This window comes from Mesorhizobium sp. L103C105A0 (genome assembly GCF_000502215.1).
Lineage (GTDB): Bacteria > Pseudomonadota > Alphaproteobacteria > Rhizobiales > Rhizobiaceae > Mesorhizobium.
The window spans coordinates 168,452-188,153 of sequence record NZ_AYXF01000008.1 but is presented as its reverse complement, the minus strand read 5'-3'; the positions used below and the strand labels follow the sequence as shown (position 1 = coordinate 188,153).

Sequence of the window (19,702 nt, the reverse complement as noted above, 5' to 3'; positions counted from 1 at the left end):
ACCAGCTGCTGCCGCATCCGCACCAGCCGCACCGGCGGCTGAAGCGCCGGCTCCGGCTGCCCCGGCGGTTGCCGGGGCACCTGCGGCACCGGCAGCGCCTGCCGCTGAGGTTCCAGCCGTCGTCGCGGCGGCAACGCCCGATGTGCCAGAGACGGTGGCGCCAAAGCTTGAACATGCCGACGGCGCGGTGATCATCCGCAGGCACGACACGCTGTGGCGGATCTCACGGCGCGTCTACGGTCACGGCGTGCGCTTCTCGACCATCTATCTCGCCAACCAGGACCAGATCAGCGATCCCGACCGCATCTGGCCGGGGCAGGTGTTCAAGGTTCCGGAAAAGTCCAAGGAAGGCGAAGCCGCCGACCTCAAGGCGATGGGCGAGCAGGTGACAACGGCGCCGGTGAAGACGCAGTAGCGGCCGAGCGCTTGATCTCCCCCCTTGAGGGGGAGATGGCCGGCAGGCCAGAGGGGGTCGCCGCGCATAGAACGCCGACCTTCTCTTTGCTGCAAACGACGTTGCGTCAGGACGTACCGACCCCCTCTGTCGCCTTCGGCGACATCTCCCCTCGAGGGGGGAGATTAGGTCGCTCTACCCATCGGGTTAGCTTGCCACGCACCCGTTCATCGTCTATCGCCGATGAACGATGGCAGACTCGCTCGCTGAACCAGACCACGCAAACTGCGCACCGCCCCAAAGCCGCGCCGTTGCCGCTCGCTTCGCCGCACTCTCGCACCCGGCGCGCATCGAGATCCTTAGACATCTGTCGGCCAGCCGCTCCTGCTGCTGCCGTGAGGTTGTCGACCATCTCGACCTCGCGCAGTCGACGGTCTCCCAGCATCTGAAAATCCTGGTCGAAGCAGGCTTGGTCCGCTTCGAGCCCGACCGCCAGCGCTCGCGCTATCAACTCGACCGCGCCGCGCTCGCCGACGTTTCCGCATCGCTGACCGCACTCGTCAATTCCTGCTGCTCCGGCCGCTGATTTCTCACCCAAAAGGCAAGACAAGTGGCAGAAAAAACCGTTTCCGATAGCTCGACCTTCAGCACCTTGCGCAATCTGTGGCCCTATATGTGGCCGGCCGACCGCGCCGATCTCAGGGCACGCGTCACTTGGGCAACGCTGCTTCTGGTCGTTGCCAAGCTGACACTGGTTGCCGGGCCGTACTTCTTCAAATGGGCGACCGATTCTCTGGCCGGTGACGCCAAATCGCCGCCGCCGCTGCCATCCTTCCTGCTGGCGCCGGTGATGCTGGTCGTCGCCTACAATGTCGTGCGGCTGGTGCAGCTTGGCTTCAACCAGCTGCGCGACGCGCTGTTTGCCCGCGTTGGCCAATATGCGGTGCGCCAGCTCGCGTTCCGCACCTTCGTTCACATGCACCAGCTGTCGCTGCGCTTTCACCTCGAGCGCCGCACCGGCGGCCTGTCGCGCATCATCGAGCGCGGCACCAAGGGCATCGAGACGATCGTGCGCTTCATCATGCTGAACACGGCGCCGACCATCCTCGAATTCGCGCTGACCACCGGTATCTTCGCCTACACTTATGGCTGGAAATATGTGGTCGTGGTGGCGGCCACGGTGTGGCTCTACGTCTGGTTCACGGTTCGCGCCAGCGACTGGCGGATCTCGATCCGCCGCGACATGAACGACAGCGACACCGACGCCAACACCAAGGCGATCGACTCCCTGCTCAACTACGAGACGGTCAAATACTTCAACAACGAGGGTATGGAGGCTGAGCGCTTCGACCGTTCGATGGCGCGCTATGAAATGGCGGCGACCAGGATATGGACCTCGCTCGGCTGGCTGAATTTCGGCCAGGGCATCATCTTCGGTCTCGGCACCGTCATCGTCATGTGCATGTCGGCGCTGGAGGTGCAGGCCGGCACGCAGACGGTCGGCGATTTCGTCTTCATCAATGCCATGCTGATGCAGCTTTCGGTGCCGCTCAATTTCATCGGCTTCATCTACCGCGAAATCCGCCAGGGGCTGACCGACATCGAGCAGATGTTCGACCTGCTCGATGTGCCGCAGGAAATCACCGACAAGCCGGATGCCAAGCCGCTCACTGTTAAAGCCGGCAAGGTCGAGTTCCGCGACGTGCACTTCGCCTACGACCCCAGCCGCAAGATTCTGAAGGGCGTCTCCTTCGAGGTTCCGGCCGGCAAGACGGTGGCCATCGTGGGCCCGTCCGGCGCCGGCAAGTCGACGATTTCGCGGCTCTTGTTCCGCTTCTACGACGTCCAGGGCGGTCAGGTGCTGATCGACGGCCAGGATGTCCGTGATGTGACGCAGGCGAGCCTGCGCGGCGCCATCGGCATGGTGCCGCAGGACACCGTGCTGTTCAACGACACCATCGCCTACAACATCCGTTACGGCCGCATCGGCGCCAGCGAGGAAGAAATGCAGAAAGCCGCCGAGCTTGCCCAGATCGGCCCGTTCATCGAACGACTGCCCGAAGGCTACCGCTCGATGGTCGGCGAGCGTGGGCTAAAACTGTCGGGCGGCGAAAAGCAGCGCGTGGCGATTGCCCGCACGATTTTGAAGGCGCCGCCGATCCTGATGCTCGACGAGGCGACCTCGGCGCTGGACAGCCACACCGAACAGGAAATCCAGGCCGCCCTCGACCTGGTCAGCAAGGGCCGCACCACCATCGTCATTGCGCATAGGTTGTCGACGGTGATCACCGCCGACGAGATCATCGTGCTCAAGGACGGCGAGATCGCCGAGCGCGGCACCCATGCCGAGCTGATGCAAAAGCATGGCCTCTACGCGTCGATGTGGGACCGCCAGCGCGAAGCGACAGAAGCCGAAGAGAGGCTTCGAGTTGCACGCGAGAGCGATGAGCTGGGTGTGGTTGTGCGCAGGCGGACTTCGGAGGTGAGCTAGGCGGCGGAGCGCCAATCTCCCCCCTTGAGGGTCGCCGAAGGCGACAGAGGGGGTCACCGCGCGTGGAGCGCTAACCTTCATCGGTCGCAAGGGGGGCGCATCCAGTCGAACCGACCCCCTCTGGCCTGCCGGCCATCTCCCCCTCAAGGGGGGAGATACGCAGCGTCGTCGCCATCATCACCACCGAAAATTTCCCCTTGACCTCAACCTAAGTTGAGATCGCAAACCCTTTCCTGAGCCACCGAACCCAAGTCGTTCAAGAACGGAGACAGATTCAAATGGATAAACTTGCCGAGGCAGCCGTGTTCAGGGTCGACAAATTCGTCGTTCCTGCCGAGGCCCGTGAAGAAATCCTTCGCAAGGTCAGGGCGACTCATGAATTGCTGCGTCTGCAGCAAGGCTTCGTCCAGGATTTCGTGCTCGAGCAATTTTCGGGTCCGGGTGAGTTCAACTTGGTCACCATTGTCGAATGGGAAAACCAGGCGGCCGTCGACAATGTCGTGCCGATCGTCAAGGCGGCCCACGAGCGGGCGGGCTTCAACCCGCAGGAGACCATTGCCCGGCTGGGTGTGAAGGCCGATATCGCCAACTATCAGCGTCTGCCTGAGATGTAGGAGGGCCAGCCCGTGCCAGGTGCTGGCGCCTCGACGCTCAGCACCTGGCCGGTGCGGGCATCGCTGATCATGTTCTCGAAACCACGCCATTGGGCGGCAACGATGAACAGCGTCTTGCCATCCAGGCCGCCGAGCATGCAGGCAAAGCAGCCGCGATCGGCATTGACGGACTGCAAGACCTCACCACCTTCGCGCACCCGCACACAGCGTTTGTTGGGAACATCCGCATACCAGGCAGTTCCTTCGGCATCGAGGCAGACGCCGTCGGGAAAGCCATCGAGATCGGCCCAGACGCAGCGGTTGGAAAGCCCGCCATCCTCCGCGATATCGAAGGCGGTCAGCCGGTTGGCATGCGACTCCGCCACGATCAGTGTCCTGTTGTCCGGCGTCACCGCCATGCCGTTGGCGAAAGCGATGTTCTCGGCCACTTGTCGAACCGAGCCGTCCGGCGTGATCAGCACGATGGTGCCGGGCCCGAAATGCTCGCCCGGTGCAGGCGCCGACCCGCCGCCATTGACATAGATGTTGCCGCGCCCGTCGACGACGATCTCGTTCCACGGGCTGTTTGACAGCGACCGAAGATCGGCATGGGTGGCCAGCGTTCCATCCGCCTCCTGCCGCAGCAACAAGCCATCCCGACCCGAGACGATCAGCAATCGGCCATCCGACAACCAGTCGATCGAATAAGGCAGGATGGCCGGCACGGTGAGCATCACCTGGTTCCCGCCGTCCTCATCCACCGCGACGATCTCTCCGGTTCCCCAGTTGCAGAGCCACAGGCGTCCGTCGTGCCAGCGGGGAGACTCTCCGAAAGCGAGGCCTTCTGTAATGACCTTGGCGTTCAGGGCGATTGATTTCGAGGATGGCATCTCTGACCCTGGTTTGTCGACTCGCCGCAATTCGGCATTGTCGCGAAGCGCTTTCCTGCCAAGGACGTGTGAATCTATGGCGCCCCGACATGACCGTCGACAATTTCGGCAAACCATCGTGCGAATGCCTCTGGATCAGAGTGCCTTTAATCCTTGAGGGCAGCTGATATTGTCGCGTCGGAAATAACCCGTTCGCGCAAGTTTTGCGACCAAGAGAGTATTTTCGATGTTCGGTTTCTTTTCCCGCAAATCCAAGAAAACGCCCGAGAAGTCGGCATCAAATTCTGGAAAGCAGTTGGAATTCGGCCTGCCGTTGCCAGTCGTCGTACTGCGTTCGAACGTCGAGGATCCTGATGAAGAGCCGTTTTTTCTCGTCTTCGCTGTCATGCAATTCGTCACAGCGATGGTTTCCAAAGGACTCTATCGTTATCCCGAAATCGACACCAAGGCGATGCAGGTCCTTCATGCCGACTCGTACTCTTCGGAGGTAAAGAACGGCGGCCATAGTCAATTCATCCACAATGCCGGGCAGGAAATCGGCGCCATGATTGCCAACGCACGAGCTGGACTCACTGCTTGTGGCGCAAAGGGCCAGCTTGCGACTTTGGAAAAGATGTCCAGCTGGATTGCAGACCATCCCAACGAAGCCGCCCAGCAGACGGGCTTCGAGGGCGGGCGGGATGATTTTCTCGATACACTTGATCATGCGTTCTACGTTGCGGATGAGGCCGCGCCCATGGAAAACCTTTTGGCGCGCTGGATCGCGTCATGGCCTGATCTGCAAGTTGTCGATAGTGACGATTACGACGACGTCATACACCGGCCGGTGATGGCCAATCCGAAGCGCGAAGGCAGGCTTCTTCATAAGTCCGTTGGCAACTTGGCAGGCCAGATGATCTTGAGCTGGCGCGATGTCGGGCCGGCCTTGCCTGCGCCAAGATCGCGCCGCCCGAGATCAAAATCGCGTTCGGCATGGCAAGGATGCTGAACATAGAAGGAGAGAAACAGCTGGTTTTTCAACTTCAGACCAGCGCGAAGAAGACCCGACTATGCAGTGCGACGGAGACACACGTCACGGTCTACGAGTACATCGCTCCAGAAGAGTTGCTTGTCATACCGCCAGGCGAGAGCCCGCTAGCGGCTAACGCCCCGAAAGTTGGCGCCAAGCTTGGCATTGCTGAAGAGCCCGAGATCACAGCGGTCATTGAGCTGGCGGAACAATACCATGCTCCCGCCGCCGTCGACCTCCTGCTCCGCAAGGCAGGCTTCGACCCGACGGATGCCATCGTTTCTGCGAATTCGGTGGTGCAGAAGGAGGAAGGAGCAATCGTGAATTGGGTGGTGCTGGCATCAGGCCAAGTCTTCCTTTTCCAATCGTTGCGGAACGGCGGTGTGCTCTTGCGCGGCAAGGATGATGAAAGCCTCGCTGAGGCCGCTATCGCCGAGCTCAATGCCCACTTTGATCGCTCCGCTGCGGCGGGTTACAGCAAGCCTACTTTTTCTCCGTCAGGAAGAACATGCCATCGGCATGGCCGTTGGCACCGCATGACAGGGGCTCCGATCTGCCATCCTTGCCGGCGCCGCTCTGCTCGACGACAAGCGCATCGCCGTCGCGTCGAAAGGTAAAGACAAAACCGGTTGGGTTGTCGTTGTCGACGGCACGGCCGACCAGCCGCAGAGTGTTGCGCTCCTCGACCGTGCCGTCGATCTCGCATGACCCACTTCCCGAGACTGGATTGGAAACGACATCTTCCGAGATTTCGACCTTGCCTCCGCCAACAGCCTTGATGTCGACGCTGCCGCGCACGCTGCTCCATGTGCCGATCAAACCTGCATCGGGGGGCTTGCGTATGCCGGACAGGAAGGTTGCGCGGTCGCGCAGGAATTCGCCGAGATCGAAAGTCTGTTGGTTCTTGGGCGAACTTTCGTTGAAACCGGCGATCTGATCGCGATAGGCGATGAAATCGCTTTGGTCGTCCCGCAGCGCCTTCCCGGTATGAGCATCGAGCCTCTTCAGCAGCGCGGTATAATTCTTCGCGACGTCGGCATCGGCTTGCGCCAGGACCGGATCGGCGCAAATGGCCTTTTCCGCCAAGCTGGCGGCCTTGGCGCAGTCGAAGGATACTTGCGCAACTGCGTGGTCGCTCGCTGCCACAAGTACGGTCAAAACGGCACCCACGGCTGCCGATCGTATGGCAACAAGATACGTTTTGCCTGAATTTGGCGCCATGGCAGTCGGCCTTTTCGCCGCGCGTTCAGCCGGCGTTGGCCCGAATTCTGGCGGCAAAGCCGGCGGCAGGCAAGCACGTCACCGTTCCTGCCGGCTGCGGACGATGCGGCCTTGCCCAATGTTGCGTTGCGGCAGCGGAGCCTTTCCGGTATTGAGGCCGGACCTGAAACAGGGACCGCCCCCATCCCATGAGCCCCATCCGATGAGCCTCGTCGATTCGATCAAGAATGCCTTCGTTCCGATCCATCGCGAGGGCTATCCGTTCATTGCCGCCTTTGGTGCGGGCACGCTGTTCCTCGGCTATTTCTCCTCGGTGCTGTTCTGGATCGGCCTGATCCTGACCGCCTGGTGCGTCTATTTCTTCCGTGACCCCGAGCGTGTCACCCCGGTCGATGACAGGCTGGTGGTCAGTCCCGCCGACGGCGTCATCTCGGCGGTCGGCCCGGCCGTGCCGCCGCGCGAGCTTGGCCTCGGCAACACCGAGATGACCCGCATCTCGGTGTTCATGAACGTCTTTTCCTGCCATGTGAACCGCGCTCCGGTGCGCGGCCGCATCACCAAAATCGAGCACCGGCCGGGCAAGTTCCTGAATGCCGAACTCGACAAGGCAAGCTCGGAGAACGAGCGCAACGGGCTGGTCATAGACAGTCCCAACGGCATCGTTGTCGCCGTGCAGATTGCCGGCCTGGTGGCGCGCCGCATCGTCTGCTGGGCCGAGACCGGCGGCTCCATTGCCGTCGGCGAACGCTTTGGCCTGATCCGCTTCGGCTCGCGCGTCGATGTCTTCCTGCCGTCGACCGCGGTGCCGCGCGTCGCCGTCGGCCAGAAAGCGGTCGGCGGCGAAACCGTGCTCGCCGAATTCGGCGGCGTCGCCGCAACCCCGCTCGTCAGGATTTCGTAAGCGGTGGGCGCGCCGTTCAAAAAGTTCGAGGCCCATGGCAGCGGCGGCCCGCGCATCCGCGAAATTCCGATGCGCATGGTGCTGCCTAATCTGGTCACCGTGCTTGCCATCTGCGCCGGCCTGTCCGGCATCCGCTTCGGCTTCGAGGGCCGTTTCGAGCCGGCCGTGGTGATGGTGCTGCTCGCCGCCTTCCTGGACGGCATAGACGGGCGCCTGGCGCGCATGTTGAAGGCGACATCCAAATTCGGCGCGCAGATGGATTCGCTGGCCGACATCGTCAATTTCGGCGTCGCGCCGGCACTGGTGCTCTACGCCTTCCTGCTCGACCGCGCCGGCTCCTTCGGCTGGATCGCAGCTCTTCTGTTCACCATCGCCTGTGGCCTGCGGCTGGCGCGCTTCAACGTGCTCGACGAAGACCATGACCGGCCGATCTGGCAGAGCGAATACTTCGTCGGCGTGCCGGCGCCGGCCGGCGCCGTGCTGGTCATGCTGCCGCTCTATCTGTCCTTCCTGCGGCTCGGTCTCGAGCCGGACCGCCTGACGGCATTCGTCGCCACCGGCTTCACTGTGCTGGTCGCTTTCCTGCTGGTCAGCCGGCTGCCGGTCTATTCCGGCAAAAGCCTGAAAGTGCCGGGCGACAAGGTGCTGCCGATCATCCTGGCGGTCGTTCTCTACGTCCTGCTGTTGATGACCTATCCCTGGTACACGCTGACCGCCTCTGTCGCAGGCTATCTCATCTTCCTGCCTTTCAGCGTGCGGGCGTATTCGAAGCGCGCCAAGCGCGAGGGCGAAAAAGTGCCGCCGTCGGATATTGGGTAGTTGTTATCTCCCCCCTTGAGGGGGAGATGTCGCCGAAGGCGACAGAGGGGGTCGGTACGCCCCGGACGCGACCTCGTTTGAGCGAAGAGGACGTCGGCGCTTCACGCGAGGCGACCCCCTCTGGCCTGCCGGCCATCTCCCCCTCAAGGAGGGAGATACGCTAAGCCGCCAGGCCCAGCCCCAGCTTCTCGATCGCCAGGTTCCGCGTCGAGACATAATCCGTCTTGCCGGAACCCAGCACCGGGATCTCCCCGACCTTGACGATGTCGTTGGGCACCATCAGTTCGGCCGCACCTGCCTTCTTGCCGAAGGCGCGCAGTTCTTCCGGATCGGCGTCGTCGGCGGTGGTGACCAGCACGATGCGCTCGCCGCGCCTCTTGTCCGGCACCGCCACCGCGGCGTGGCGCTCTTCCGGCCACAGCGACTGCACCAGCATCTCGACGGCGCCCAACGACACCATCTCGCCAGCGATCTTGGCGAAGCGTTTTGCCCGGCCGCGAATGGTGATGAAGCCTTCGCGGTCGACCGAGACGATGTCGCCGGTGTCGTGCCAGCCGTCCAGCGGCTGCAATTCGCCGGGCCGATCAGCGGTCATGTAGCCCATCATCAAATTCGGCCCGTCCAGCCACAGGCGGCCGGCACCCTCGATACCCTCGACCGGTTCGAGCTTCATGCGCATCGCCGGCAACAGCCGTCCGACCGTGCCGTCGCGACCATGGATGGCGGTGTTGACGGCGACGACGGGAGCGGCCTCCGTCAGCCCGAACCCCTCGATGATCGAGGCATCGAAGCGCTCGCGATAAACGCGCCGCGTCTCCGGCTTCACCGCTTCCGCGCCGGCGACGACGAAGCGCAGGCTGGAGAAATCGCCATCCTTGGCGGTGCGGGCATAGTTGGCAAGGAAAGTGTCGGTGCCGAACATGATGGTCGGCTTCACCTTGCGGGCGATCTCCGGGATGATCTTGTAGTGCAGCGGCGAGGGGTAGAGGAACAGTTTCACCCCGGTCACCAGCGGCAGGATGGTACCGCCGGTCAGGCCGAAAGAGTGAAAAACCGGCAGCACGTTGAGCAGGATGTCGGACGGCGAAATGGTAATGCGCGCCTCGGCCTGCATGGCGTTGGCGTGGAGATTGCGATGCGACAGCACCACGGCCTTGGGCGTGCCTTCCGAGCCTGAGGTGAACAGGATTACCGCCGGCTTGGCCGCATCCTGCCGCTGCAGCGGGAAGCGCCACAGCGCGGCTGCTGCGAGTTTCTCCAGTGTGGTGACGCTTGCGCGCACATCCTCCAGCCACAGCATTTTGGCGCCGCCGGCCTCGACCGCGGCGATGATGTCGGCAAGCGCCGCCTTCTCGACGAAGGCGCGCGAGGAAACCACCGTTCGGATGACTGCGGTGCGCACCGCGGCGGTTACGCTGGCCGGCCCTGCCGTGTAGTTGATCATCGCCGCTACCCGGCCGGCCGAGAGCAGGCCGACGAAGGACAGCACCACGCCATTGGCGTTGGGCAGCAAAACCCCGACCGCTTCGCCGGGCGCCGCCACCGCCTGGAAACGGCGGCCGAGCACGCGCGCGCCGATGAACATTTTTCGATAGCTGAGCGAGCCGCTGATCACATCCTCGATGATCGGATGCGAGGCGCCGGTGCGATCCGCGGCATCGCGCATGGCCAGGAACAGGCCGCGATCGAGGTTGCTGCCATAAAGCCGCGCCTCGGCGATGCGGTCGAACAACGCATTGGTGTTGGAAGCCTGGTCGGGGTTGCGCGCCACCAGTTCGGCAATCGTCATTGGCTCCAGCACGCTGATCGAGAGTTTTGGGAACCAGTGGCGCGGCGCCCGGTTCTTTGGCGTCAAGGAAACCGGCAGGTCGCGCGAGCCGGTGACGAAGATCGGCACGATGCGGGCGTCGGCCTGCATGGCGATGCGGGTGACGGCGCGGAACAGGCGAAACGTCTTCACATCGGGCTCGACGTCATCGGGCAGATAGACGGCAAGCCGGCCTTTACCCTTCAGCACCCTGACCAGCCGCCGGCTGACGAAGAGATGCTCGGCGTTGAAGGCGATGGTGCGGCCAAGCTCGCGCCAAGGCTCCATCCAGGGCGAGCGCGCCGAGGCCTCGTCGAGAATGTGCAGCGTGTCGTCGGGCAGCAGCGACAGCATCAGCGCCGGCTCGAAGCGTGACTGGTGCGAGACCACATAGATCACCGGCGTCGGCGCGTTGCGGGCAATGCGGATGCGCCGGTCATCGATCCGGTAGGCGAGCTTGAACGGCACATAGAGTAGCGCCTGGGTAAAGCGCAGGTCGAGACGAAACGTCTCGATCGCGCCAATCAGCAGCCAGGCCAGCACGAGGCCTGCAAGCAGCGCCAGTGTCAGGATCATGCCGCGTCTCTCCCAACGGTCCGGTATGCGGCTCTTCGTCCGCTTCGAGAGCAGAGGGTAGCGCAATGGGGAGCAAGGTCAATGCGCGGGTGCGAGGGAGCGGTGTTCCACCTGACCTCACCAGGCAATGACCCAAACGCAGGCCTTGAAATGTTGCGACACGTGTCGTAAATAAAGCGACACGTGACGGAGAGGTAATATGGCCAGTTCCCCGCTGGGTTTTGCCGAGGCACCACATATGGAGCCGGAGTTCGAACGAATGGTCGACCTGTTTGGTGGACGGAAGGTTCTTGGATTCTCGGTAGCCAGTCCTCTTGAGGCACATGAAATGATCCTGCATGGAATTCCGGGCCAGGCGCTCGAAAGCCTCGTCAGGCATCTGATGGTCATTGATCCCGCCGATGCGTTTGAGACCGCATTCGGCATGAGCGAGCGGACATTTCAGCGGCACAAATCGGATCACTCCAAGACCCTCAGTCGGGAGCAAGGTTCCAGAACCTGGAACTTCGCCAAGCTCCTGACAAAGGCCACGTCCGTGCTCGGGACTCAGGAAGACGCGGAAAAATGGATGATCGAGTCTGCCATGGGTTTGGACAATCGCCGGCCGATCGATCTGCTGGCCACGGCGGCGGGCACTGCGCTTGTGCAGGAGTTTCTTGAGCGGCTCGACTATGGTATCTACGCGTGACGCCTTTGCCGGGCTCCCTCGGAACAGGGCAGTTGTTGGGCTGGAGGCTTGATCACAGACGCTTCAAGGCGAGCTGGGACAGTGGCGAAGGAGCCTTCAAGCTTGGGGGAAGGTGGAACAGCAAAGGGATCAGAGCCGTATATGCGTCCATCGACCCATCGACCGCCATCTTGGAGGTGGCGGTCCACAAGGGGTTTCGCACGCTGGATACTGTCCCTCACGTGCTGACGGCATTCGACATCGTCGATCCATCAGAGATTTATGTGGTCCAAACCGACGATATTCCGAACGCGAACTGGCTGCGTCCCGGCATCCCGGGCGCGGGACAGCAGCAGTTCGGCGATGGTCTGCTGGCAAAGCATCCGTTCTTTCTGATCCCCAGCGCGGTATCCCAGCACAGCTGGAACCTGGTGTTCGATCCCAACCGGGCGGCAGGCCTTTATAGCTTGCATCTCCGGGAGGATTTCGCGCTTGATACAAGGCTTCATCCTCCCGCTGGGTAGCAATCAGGCCGTGGCCTTCAGCCGCCCACTGATGAACCGGAACTCCTGGCTCTTGCCGCCATAGCCATAAGCTGCGGCCGGAACCTCGTGCACGAAGGCATAGCTCTCCTCATGCACGCCACCGAGCAACTTACCGAAGGCCTCAAAGATCGCCTTCAGATAGGCTTCCAGCTCCAGCTTGGTGTTGGTGCCGTCGACCACCTTGATGTCGAGCCAGAAAGTATTGGCGCCATGCTCTGCCAGCGACTTGCCGCCGGCGAACCAGTGCTGCGGGTCGATATAGGTGACAGCGACGGCGGTGATCGTCGGGTCCTTGCGCAGATGGGTTGCGGTCAGGCCGGTGATTTCCTTGGCGATTGTGGCGGACAGCTTGGCGTCGGGCTTACCGGTGACGCTGATGTTGATGATGGGCATTTTTCTCTCCTTCGTTTGAGCGGCGTCTGTTTGCCGTTGGAGAGACAATGCCATCATCTTGGAATCAAAAAAATCGAATTGTTTCGAACAAAAGGTTCTGTATTATCGAATTATGCAAGCGCTCGATCCCGATCTGCTCAAAACCTTCCTTGCCTTTGTCGATGGCGGCTCGCTGGCTCAGGCTGCGTCTGCTGTCGGCCGCTCGCCCTCGGCGGTGACCGCGCAGATGCAGCGTCTGGAGGAGATCGTCGGCGAACCGCTGCTGGTGGCGCAGGGGCGCGGGCGCGGGCTGACGCCGGCCGGCGAGGATCTTGTCGGTCATGCCCGCCGCATTCTTGCCGTGCACAGCGAGGCCTGGCTGGCGCTCAAGGGCGCGCGTGCCGCTGGTCGCGTCGCCATCGGCACGACACAGGATTTCGCCGATAGCGGCCTGCCGGAGCTGCTGCGCGCCTTCGCGACCAGCCATCCGCGCGTCAGGGTCGAACTCCGCGTTGGCCGTTCGGCCGAGCTTGGCGAGGCGCTGCAGGCCGGGCAGCTCGATCTGGCCATTGTCATGCGCAAGACGCCGGCCAATGACGAAGTCGGGCTGTTCAGTGAGCCGATGCTGTGGCTGTGCTCGCAAAAAGGGCTTGCCGTGCGGGAAGAGGAATTGCCGCTGGCGCTGCTCGACCCCTATTGCGGCTTTCGCGAAGCAGCACTCGCGGCCCTCGATGCTGCCGGCCGCCGGTACCGCATTGCCGCCGGCAGCGCCAGCCTTGCCGGCTTGCGCACGGCGGTCAATGCCGGCATCGCGCTGACCTTGCGCACCGCCCGCTTTGCCCATTCAGGCATTGCCGAAGCACCGCGCGAATTCGCCCTGCCGCCGGTGCCGACAGCGCAATTCGCGATAAAACTCGGCCAGGGCGCCGAGCGGCCGGCGCGCGATCTTGCCATCCTGCTCAGCGACAACCTCGCCTTGCCCGGCTTTGCCGGCTGATGTCCAAAGAAAAAGCCGACCTTTACGGTCGGCTTTGAGGAGGACGGGTCGAGGGGTTTGGGGGGACTTGGGGGGTGACCCGTCGCACCATAAAACTGCCTGATCCGCATGATGGTTCCATGACTTGGAAAATAATTATTGGGTTGCCGCACTTTTTCTCGCGGCCAGCCAGTCGCGCCCCGCATGGGCGAAAACCGCGCACAGTACTATGGCGCCGCCGATCAGGCTGGCGGCCGGCGCGATCTCGCCGAGGAACAGGAAGGCGAACAGGATCGCAAACGGCACTTCGGCGGCACCGAGAAGGCCGGACTCGGGCGCAGGGATCAGCCGCGAGCCTTCCGTCCACAGGATCGACGCCGCCGCAAACGATCCTCCGAAGGCGACGAGCAGCACGGCGTCGCGAGCAGAAATCGCCAGGGGGTCGGTGACGAACCAGCCGAGCACGAACAGCAGAAGCGCCGAGACTGCGCCCGCCCACACCACCGGCGTGTCGCGGAAGGCGCGCACCATGATCATGTAGAGCGCACTGCCGGCGGTCATCAGCAGCGCGAGCCCATCGCCAAACAGATGACCGCTGCCGAAGCCGGAGCCGACCATCATCGCCACGCCGCACAGCGAAACGGCGGCGGCGGCAAGCGTCTGCGCCCGGAACGGCTCGCGCACCAGCACGAAGGCGAGCAGCGCGGTGATGAAGGGCGCGGTGGCGTAGATGACCGCGACATTGGCGACATAGGTGAATTTGAACGCCGAGATGAAGGCGATGCTGGCCGCGGCGCCCTCGAGGGCCAGCAACCAGCCGCGCCAGCCAAGCCGCAAGCTTTCCCGCCCGCCGGAGCGGCGCCGGCGCCACAGCACATAGAAGGTGATCAGGATCGCGCCGACAAAGCCGCGCCAGCAAGTGATGGTCAGCGGGTCGGCGTGGATCGATTTGGTCAGCACGCCGGTCAGGGCGAAGAAAGCCGCCGAGGCCGCCACCAGCATGATGCCGAGCGTACGCTCGGCAGCGGTATCTGTGGTGCCTGGGCCGTCGAGCGCTTCCGTCATCTCAGCAGCCTATCCGTCTTCTCCTGCCACCATGCTGTCAGCACGGGGTACTCATAGCCGCTTGCGGAAATGCTCGTTGCCGATGATCAGCAGGCCGGCGCCGACGATCAACGCCGCCCCCAGAAACACCTCGCGACGCGGCACGTCGCCCCAGATCGCAAAGCCGAGCCCGAAGGCCCAGACCAATGAGGTGTATTCGAACGGCGCCACGATCGACACCGGCGCCCGCTTCATGCCTTCGAACAGCATAAATTGCGCCACGCCGCCGAGCGCGCCGACGCTGATCAAAAGCAGCAACTGGCGCCAGTCCGGCATCTGCCAGACCAACAGCGCCGGCACCGTGGAAAACACCAGGAAGTAGAAATTGTTGAGCACAAGCTGGATCAGCGTGCGCTCGGCCAGCGCCGTCTTGCGCAACAGCACCACGGCAATGCCCCACAGCACTGCCGCAGCCAGTACCAAGAGCATCGGCACGGACAAGCCGAGACGAGTGGGATCACAGGCGATGAAGACGCCGACGAAGCCGATGAACACCGCCAGCCAGCGCAACAGCGGCACCTTTTCGCCAAGCATCACCACCGACAGCACGGTGACGATGATCGGGGCGGCGTAATAGATGGTGGTGAGTTCGGCCAGCTGCAGGGAGCGGGCCGCGTTGTAGTAGCAGAGCCAGGCGCCGAGCGTGAAGGCGCTGCGCACCAGCATCGGCCGCACGATGGGCGAGCGCATTGTGTCGGCAAAGATGGGCGGTCCGCCGATTGCAGCACAGCCGATAAGCACAGCGATCGAGCGGAAGAACATGATCTGCCAGACGCTGATGCCGACGACCAGAAGCTTGATCGCGGCGTCCTGCGTCGAAAACAGGAAATAGGCGCAGCCGGTGAACAGGATGCCGGCAAGCACCCTTTCGCGGGTTTCCAGAATGGCAATATCGGCCATGCGGCGTGTCCGGCGCTGTCAAGAGGACGAAGAAGAAGCCTGCCCCAATCAGGCTCCCATTGCAGGCTACACGGGCGAAAGCCTGCGGGGCGCTACGCCAGTGGCAAGCTTGCGTTGGCGCAGCCTGGCCGACAGCGTGGGCACGCCGTTCACTGTGTTGCCTGGTAGAGCTCCGAAGCGGCCTCCTTCAGGGCGCGCCGGCCGCCCGGCCTGAGATACATCATGTGGCCGCCCTCGATGACGTCGAGACGGATGGGTTTTGCCCCGCCGAGCGTCGGGATTTGGCTCACCAGATAGCGTGAGGCCAGATAGGGAGTGACCAGATCGGTGTCGCCGTTGACGATCACCACGCCGAGCCCCGGGTTGAGCGAGCGCGCCCGCTGCAGATCGTCCATCACCCCGGCATAGCCTTGCCGCGAGCCGCCATAGTCCCAGGCGTGGGTCACATCGCCATTGAGCAACCTGTAGCTGACATCGGTGCGAAAATTCAGCTCGTCGCGCGCATAACCGACAAAGGCCGAGGTCAGCGCCGGCACGCTGCGGTCGAGCACCGGATCTGGGCCGGCGCTGCGGGCGCTCTCCGGGGCGATGTCGCTGGTGGCGATGGTGCCGTCATACGGGCTGAGCACTTTGCCACTGGGGCGCTGGAATTCGCGCGCGAACAGGGCGGTCGGGATGCGGGCGAAATTGCGTTGCACGAGGTCGAGCGGCAGGCCGGTGATCTCGGCCACGCGCTGGCTGGCCAGCCGCCCACCCTGTTCCAGCCCGCCGGCCAGAGCGGTGAGGTAGTCACCCATAGCATAGTGTTCGACCTCGGCGAGCTTTTCGCGCAGCGCCTCGCCGCTGAGGCCTTCGCTGCGCAGGCGCACCGCCGCCAGCGAGGGCAGTTCCAGCGCCCAATGCAGTGGCTGGAATTCGTCGGGCAGCACCAGCGTGAACTCCAGTGCAGGCGAGATCAGCACGATGCCGTTGGGGCTCAGGCCGACATCTTCCTGCAGGGTCCTGGCGAGAAGTGCCGCGCGGAACCCGCCATAGCTTTCGCCGGCAAGGAAGAGCGGCGATCCGGTGCGGCCGTTCTGGGCGAGATAGAGCCGGATGAAAGCGCCGATCGAACTGGCGTCCTGGCTGACGCCCCAAAAATCTTTTGTGTCCTGGCCGGGGGCCTCGCGGCTGTAGCCGGTGCCGACCGGATCGACGAAGACGAGGTCGGTCATGTCGAGCCAGCTGTCGGGATTGTCGATCAGCTTTTGCGGCGGCGGCAGGAATTGGCCATCGGCGCCGGTCGCGACGACACGCGGGCCGAGTGCGCCGAGATGCAGATAGGCGGATGCCGCGCCCGGGCCGCCATTGAAGACGAAGGTGATGGGGCGAGCCTTCTCCGCGCCCGCCAGTGGCGGCAGCGTATAGGCGACATAGAAGATTTCCGCGGTGACCTCGCCCTTGCCTGATAGCAGTGACAGCGTGCCGGCCTTAGCCTGATAGTCCAGCTTGCGCCCGGCAATGGTGATTGAATGGCTGGTCGTCTGCGGTGCCGGCAGCAGCGACAGCACGCCGCCTGCCGGTGCGGGGCGCTCGGGCGTTTCAGCGACGACTGGCTGCGCGAAGGCTGCAAGCACCAACAGGGTAAGCGAGATCAGTTTCAGCTTGAACGGCATGATGCCTCCGCGGGAATGACTCTGCTTAGGTATGGCTCGGGCGGTCGAAGTCAAAGTAACTCTTCGCGAGCTAGCGTTCCTTCACGCCCCCTCTGTCCTGCCGGACATCCCCCACAGGGATGGAGATTGGATGTCGCGACCGCCTTCGCTAATCGCCGGCGTAGAAAGCGCCATCGGCGAAGCTGCAGATCTCCCCCCTGTGGGGAGGTGGCCGGCAGGCAGAGGGGGGGCGCTGTCTCGCCGGCATATCAGTGCTATCAAAGCGCGACGGACTCGAAAAGGAATGCAACATGGACGCCACCGCACTCAAGGCCATGCAGGCACCGATCAAGGAGGCTTATCGCGACGATTCCTCGCGAGCGCTGATCACGCTTCGCGCCAAAGGCTCCATCGACGACCAGTCGATTGCCTGCAAGGTCGAGACGGGCAGGGCGCTGGCGGTCGCCGGCCTGCATCCGGCGACCGGCGGTTCCGGGCTCGAATTGTGTTCGGGCGATATGCTTTTGGAGGCGCTGGTGGCGTGCGCCGGCGTGACGCTGAAGGCAGTGGCGACGGCGCTGGAATTCAGGCTTGGCGCAGCCACCGTCGAGGCCGAAGGCGATCTCGACTTTCGCGGCACGCTGGGCGTGGCCAAGGACGCCCCCGTGGGCTTTCGCGCCATCCGGCTGAATTTCAACCTCGACACGGATGAGCCGCAGGCGCGCATCGATTCGCTCATCAAGCTGACCGAACGCTATTGCGTGGTGTTCCAGACCATCAACAGCAAGCCGGAGCTGACGGTGAGTGCGCGCGCCTGATCTCCCCCCTTGAGGGGGAGATGTCGCCGAAGGCGACAGAGGGGGTCGGGCCGACTGGACGCGACGCCCTTTGTGCGGAAGGAGGTTGGCACTCTACGCGAGGCGACCCCCTCTGGCCTGCCGGCCATCTCCCCCTCGAGGGGGGAGATTGCGCTACTGCGCAGCAGGCTCTTCCGCGTCGCCCTCATCGGTAAACGGCGAGGCGCTCGGCACGCAGTTGACCGCCCAGCCGGCCGGCGTCGGCTGCTTCTGATATTCGGTAATCGCGTTTGTGCACTGTTCGCGGGTGTCGAAGGTGCTGGGCAGCACCACCATGCCGCCTTGCGGGCCGGCGATCACCAGGTACCAGACCAATGCTACGCTGGGAGCAGCCATGGGAATTCCTCGCTTTGCTGAGTGTCGGAGTCGGGTCGACCCTAGCAACTCCCGGCTGATGGCGAAAGCAGGGCGAGGGGGGAGGGACCTGCCGGATCATCACAGACCCGTGAACGAACCGCTCCCAGACGTCTCTCAGTTCGTCGCAAAGCAGTAGAACAGGCCGTCGCCGCCGGTGCCTTTCAGCGCCTCCTGGCTGCAGCCGCCGCGCGAGGCATGCGAGGAGTTCCAGGATTTCGCCGCCGCCGACTCATCAAGGCCGGTGCGGTCGTGATGGCCCATCATCGCCGCGCCCTCCGCGCCGCTCAAGGTCCAGTCGCCGCAGGTCTGGTCGGCGAGCTTGGTGCCGTCAGGCTTCGAGCCGGTCAATATGTCGTGCCGGTTCGGCTTGTCGCCGCGGCCATTGACCACTTGGCCCTTCTCGGTCAGCGCCGTCTGCTTGTTGATGGCGTTGGCGTCGCTGTGCAGCGAGGCGACGTCATCGGCAATCTTCTCGCCCTTGGCGTTGACCCAGGGACCCTTGCCGATACGGTCGCGCGCATCGACATTGGCGCTCGAGAGATAGGCGTGCCATTCCTTGCCGGTAACCCCAGCCGCTTCCGCCAGCGAGGCGCAATGCGCGTCGGCACCCTTGAGACCGCCGAGATCGGCGCCTTTGCCGGAACCGACGCTGGTGACGAAGAAACTCATCTTTGCGTCTTGCGCCAGCGCCACGCCGGCTGTGGCGGCAATCGCGGCGGCGGCAACGAGAAGAAGTCTACGCATGTCGGTCCTCCTGTTTCGAATGTCCTACATTCGAAGAAACGTAACTGGAGGCCTGTTTAATCCCGCTACAACCCGGTTTATTCCGGCTGCCGGTAGGCGACGAAGCGGTTGTTCTTGACCTGGAAGATCAGCCCCGTCTCTTTCATCTCGGGGCTCGCCAGCGGCACGATGCGTTTTGCCACCTCTGACGGGTGCGGCAGCGTTTCCGGATCCTCGCCGGGCGCGGCCTGCGCACGCATGGCGGTGCGGGTGGCGCCGGGGTCGACCGCATTGATGCGGAGCGGCAGGCTCTGCGTCTCATGCGCCCAGGAACGCGTCATGGCTTCCACAGCCGCCTTCGACGCCGCATAGGGCGCCCAGAAGGCGCGCGCCGAATGCGCGGCCCCGGACGACATGAGAATGGCGCGGCCGGCGTCGGACAGCCTGAGCAGCGGGTCGACCGAGCGGATCAGCCGCCAGGTCGAGGTGACATTGATGGTCATAACCTTCTCGAAGGTTTTGGCCTCGACATGGCCGATCGGCGAGATGACGCCGAGCACACCGGCATTGGCCACCAGAATGTCGAGCTTGCCCCAGCGCTCGTGAATGGCGCCGCCCAGCCGGTCGATGCCGGCCATGTCTGAGAGGTCGAGAGGCACCAACGTCGCTTCGCCCTTGCCGGTTTTCGCGCGCTCGGCCTTGATCTGGTCGTCGAGTTCTTCCAGCCCGCCGACGGTCCGGGCTACCGCAATGACATGGGCGCCAGCGGCGGCAAGTTCCTTGGCGATGAAGTAGCCGATGCCGCGCGAGGCGCCGGTAACGACCGCGACGCGGCCGGAGAGGTCGAGGGTCATGCGAGCGCTTTC

The 19,702-nt window shown here is 63.6% G+C and carries 21 protein-coding genes; 11 read left to right on the top strand and 10 right to left on the bottom strand.

The window, feature by feature from the left end; genetic code table 11:
• From X727_RS1000000166880 to X727_RS143230, 4 genes are all read left to right on the top strand, one after another.
• Positions 1-415 (top strand): LysM peptidoglycan-binding domain-containing protein (locus X727_RS1000000166880; RefSeq protein WP_155923602.1); only part of this gene is annotated, 415 nt, incomplete at its 5' end.
• A gap of 229 nt (positions 416-644) precedes the next feature.
• Positions 645-980 carry a metalloregulator ArsR/SmtB family transcription factor gene (locus X727_RS143220; protein WP_023672695.1) on the top strand — a complete coding sequence of 112 codons (336 nt, stop codon included), beginning with the start codon at positions 645-647 and terminating at the stop codon, positions 978-980.
• Positions 981-1,004: 24 nt separating this feature from the next.
• Entirely contained in the window at positions 1,005-2,885 is a 1,881-nt protein-coding gene (locus X727_RS143225) for an ABC transporter ATP-binding protein/permease (protein ID WP_023743787.1), read from the top strand.
• Positions 2,886-3,163: 278 nt separating this feature from the next.
• A complete protein-coding gene (locus X727_RS143230; RefSeq protein WP_023685667.1) occupies positions 3,164-3,499 on the top strand; it encodes an antibiotic biosynthesis monooxygenase in 336 nt (111 codons plus the stop codon).
• Here the strand turns inward: X727_RS143230 and X727_RS143235 are convergent.
• Positions 3,478-4,368 carry an SMP-30/gluconolactonase/LRE family protein gene (locus X727_RS143235; protein WP_031204535.1) on the bottom strand — a complete coding sequence of 297 codons (891 nt, stop codon included), beginning with the start codon at positions 4,366-4,368 and terminating at the stop codon, positions 3,478-3,480. The two genes, X727_RS143230 and X727_RS143235, sit on opposite strands and share 22 nt — an antisense overlap.
• 226 nt (positions 4,369-4,594) lie before the next feature.
• Between X727_RS143235 and X727_RS143240 the strand changes: the two genes are divergently transcribed.
• Positions 4,595-5,356 (top strand): DUF4375 domain-containing protein, encoded by a 762-nt coding sequence (locus tag X727_RS143240; RefSeq protein ID WP_023743789.1) that lies wholly within the window; start codon positions 4,595-4,597, stop codon positions 5,354-5,356.
• Positions 5,357-5,860: 504 nt separating this feature from the next.
• On the opposite strand, the gene X727_RS1000000165695 is transcribed toward X727_RS143240, so the two are convergent.
• On the bottom strand, positions 5,861-6,535 hold the full coding sequence (locus X727_RS1000000165695; RefSeq protein WP_196815013.1) for a lysozyme inhibitor LprI family protein: 675 nt from the start codon (positions 6,533-6,535) through the stop codon (positions 5,861-5,863).
• On the opposite strand from X727_RS1000000165695, the gene X727_RS143245 reads away from it, so the two are divergent.
• Entirely contained in the window at positions 6,447-7,499 is a 1,053-nt protein-coding gene (locus X727_RS143245; protein ID WP_348524533.1) for a phosphatidylserine decarboxylase, read from the top strand. The genes X727_RS1000000165695 and X727_RS143245 overlap by 89 nt on opposite strands.
• Positions 7,500-7,502: 3 nt before the next feature.
• A complete protein-coding gene (pssA, locus tag X727_RS143250; protein ID WP_023672701.1) occupies positions 7,503-8,318 on the top strand; it encodes a CDP-diacylglycerol--serine O-phosphatidyltransferase in 816 nt (271 codons plus the stop codon).
• A 160-nt stretch (positions 8,319-8,478) separates the two neighbouring features.
• On the opposite strand, the gene X727_RS143255 is transcribed toward pssA, so the two are convergent.
• The gene (locus X727_RS143255) at positions 8,479-10,701 is read right to left on the bottom strand and encodes an AMP-binding protein (protein ID WP_023834771.1); all 2,223 of its coding nucleotides are present in this window, start codon (positions 10,699-10,701) and stop codon (positions 8,479-8,481) included.
• 199 nt (positions 10,702-10,900) lie between these two features.
• On the opposite strand from X727_RS143255, the gene X727_RS143260 reads away from it, so the two are divergent.
• Positions 10,901-11,389, top strand: a complete 489-nt coding sequence (locus tag X727_RS143260) for an antitoxin Xre/MbcA/ParS toxin-binding domain-containing protein (RefSeq protein WP_023695606.1) — start codon at positions 10,901-10,903, stop codon at positions 11,387-11,389.
• Entirely contained in the window at positions 11,386-11,892 is a 507-nt protein-coding gene (locus X727_RS143265; RefSeq protein WP_023689127.1) for an RES domain-containing protein, read from the top strand. The genes X727_RS143260 and X727_RS143265 overlap by 4 nt, the downstream gene beginning before the upstream one ends.
• Positions 11,893-11,895: 3 nt before the next feature.
• On the opposite strand, the gene X727_RS143270 is transcribed toward X727_RS143265, so the two are convergent.
• Positions 11,896-12,306: a 4-oxalocrotonate tautomerase family protein gene (locus X727_RS143270; protein WP_023693979.1), complete on the bottom strand. Its 411-nt coding sequence runs from the start codon at positions 12,304-12,306 to the stop codon at positions 11,896-11,898.
• 112 nt (positions 12,307-12,418) lie between these two features.
• Here X727_RS143270 and X727_RS143275 point away from each other — a divergent pair, with 112 nt between their 5' ends.
• Positions 12,419-13,282: a LysR substrate-binding domain-containing protein gene (locus X727_RS143275; protein WP_023727359.1), complete on the top strand. Its 864-nt coding sequence runs from the start codon at positions 12,419-12,421 to the stop codon at positions 13,280-13,282.
• A 135-nt stretch (positions 13,283-13,417) separates the two neighbouring features.
• Here X727_RS143275 and X727_RS143280 read toward each other — a convergent pair whose 3' ends face one another.
• The 3 genes from X727_RS143280 to X727_RS143290 form a co-directional block, all read right to left on the bottom strand.
• Positions 13,418-14,326 (bottom strand): DMT family transporter, encoded by a 909-nt coding sequence (locus X727_RS143280; RefSeq protein WP_023689124.1) that lies wholly within the window; start codon positions 14,324-14,326, stop codon positions 13,418-13,420.
• A gap of 51 nt (positions 14,327-14,377) precedes the next feature.
• Complete coding sequence (locus X727_RS143285; RefSeq protein WP_023689123.1) at positions 14,378-15,265, bottom strand: DMT family transporter; 888 nt, start codon at positions 15,263-15,265, stop codon at positions 14,378-14,380.
• Between the two features lie 149 nt (positions 15,266-15,414).
• Positions 15,415-16,920, bottom strand: a complete 1,506-nt coding sequence (locus tag X727_RS143290; RefSeq protein ID WP_023752519.1) for an alpha/beta hydrolase — start codon at positions 16,918-16,920, stop codon at positions 15,415-15,417.
• Between the two features lie 290 nt (positions 16,921-17,210).
• Here X727_RS143290 and X727_RS143295 point away from each other — a divergent pair, with 290 nt between their 5' ends.
• Positions 17,211-17,717 (top strand): OsmC family protein, encoded by a 507-nt coding sequence (locus X727_RS143295; protein WP_023672710.1) that lies wholly within the window; start codon positions 17,211-17,213, stop codon positions 17,715-17,717.
• A gap of 153 nt (positions 17,718-17,870) precedes the next feature.
• Here the strand turns inward: X727_RS143295 and X727_RS143300 are convergent, their stop codons facing one another.
• From X727_RS143300 to X727_RS143310, 3 genes are all read right to left on the bottom strand, one after another.
• Positions 17,871-18,092: a hypothetical protein gene (locus X727_RS143300; protein WP_023689120.1), complete on the bottom strand. Its 222-nt coding sequence runs from the start codon at positions 18,090-18,092 to the stop codon at positions 17,871-17,873.
• A gap of 135 nt (positions 18,093-18,227) precedes the next feature.
• Positions 18,228-18,857, bottom strand: a complete 630-nt coding sequence (locus X727_RS143305) for a hypothetical protein (protein WP_023672712.1) — start codon at positions 18,855-18,857, stop codon at positions 18,228-18,230.
• A 77-nt stretch (positions 18,858-18,934) separates the two neighbouring features.
• Entirely contained in the window at positions 18,935-19,690 is a 756-nt protein-coding gene (locus X727_RS143310) for an SDR family NAD(P)-dependent oxidoreductase (protein WP_023672713.1), read from the bottom strand.
• Positions 19,691-19,702: the final 12 nt, after the last annotated feature.